The organism is Hyphomonas sp. (genome assembly GCF_013823385.1).
Taxonomy (GTDB): Bacteria; Pseudomonadota; Alphaproteobacteria; order Caulobacterales; family Hyphomonadaceae; genus Hyphomonas.
This window is the reverse complement of sequence record NZ_PNMA01000152.1, coordinates 1-1,203: the sequence shown is the minus strand read 5'-3', so window position 1 is coordinate 1,203 and position 1,203 is coordinate 1. Positions and strand designations below refer to the sequence as shown.

Here is a 1,203-nt window from a genome sequence, read left to right as displayed (position 1 = left end):
TAATCAAACGCCGCCGACGATGCGCGTCAGGCGGCTGCATACCCCATATCATGGTTGGCATGCCCGTTTGACCGTGCGCGCGCCGACACCAATGCGTCATCCGCCGGCTCAGCCCCGGACTCGCCCCGCCGATAGGCGCTGGGATCAGTGCCATAGGCATCGCGGAAAACGCGACTGAAATGGCTTCGGCTTGAAAACCCAATGCTCGCCGCGATCACTTTTACCGGCATGTTGGTCGATTGCAGTAATCCGGCCGCGTGATGCAACCGGGTGCGCGCCACAAACGCCATCGGACTCATCGCAAAGGCCTGGCTGAACTCGCGCGCAAAGGCAGAGCGGCTCATGCCCGCAATGGACGCAAGCGCGGCGACGCTGTGGCGCGCGGCGGGCTTGTCGAGCACCGCTGCCACCGCCTTGCCCAGCCGCGGGTCGCGCAAGGTGCTGAGCAGGCTTGTCTCGTGGTCGCTGCGGCCAAAGTGACGGCGCAGCAGCGCCAACACGCATGTTTTCATCAACGCGCCCGTAAGCGCGCGCGAACCAAGGCCGGGACGCTGAACCTCCGCCTGCATCATCTCGAATGACAGCCGGATCATGGGAAGATCGTCAAGCTTTTCGCAGATCGGACGCCGCACCGTATCGAGCAACCCGAACGATCCCGAAATATTGGCGCTGATCAGCCCGCACACAAATTGCACATCGCCAGGCCCGCCATTGGTGGCAACAAACTCCATCAGACCATTTGGGGCCGGGGTACAGTTGTCGATGGCAAGCATCTCGGTCCCGGCGCCCCCGTCGGCACCCATCGACTGTCGCAGATGGGGCGGCACGAGCACAATCGATCCGGTCTCGCATACCATTGGCTCATTCCCCGGCACATCGAGATGAAGCGTGCCGGACAGCACATAATGAACCTCGATCTCGGCGGTTCCGCGCGCCATCAGTTTGAACCCGCGATCAATCCGACACCGCGCAAACGCCTCAACCGCGACATCAAGAGTGGTCAGCAGCCGATCAACAATCTGTTGTTCCATAGAGCACCCGTGCGAAATCCTGCCAGCCCCTGCCTGCAAACGTCTGACCATGGCGCTTCTAAGTGCGCCTTCGTCTACGTGCTACGGCTTTTGGACAAAAAGGCACGTTCATGGGACGTCAGTGACCAGGCGATAGTGTCAAACCGCAATAATGTGCAAATTGCGTGCGACT

General features: G+C 61.0%; 1 protein-coding gene. It reads right to left on the bottom strand.

Features of this window, described 5'->3' with window-relative positions; genetic code table 11:
• Positions 1-26: 26 nt before the first annotated feature.
• Positions 27-1,031 carry a helix-turn-helix domain-containing protein gene (locus C0456_RS20660; protein WP_291056626.1) on the bottom strand — a complete coding sequence of 335 codons (1,005 nt, stop codon included), beginning with the start codon at positions 1,029-1,031 and terminating at the stop codon, positions 27-29.
• Positions 1,032-1,203: the final 172 nt, after the last annotated feature.

What these genes read in the sequence shown, in the direction of transcription:
- C0456_RS20660 (WP_291056626.1), bottom strand. Translation starts at nt 1,031, where the DNA reads ATGGAACAACAGATTGTTGATCGGCTGCTGACCACTCTTGATGTCGCG.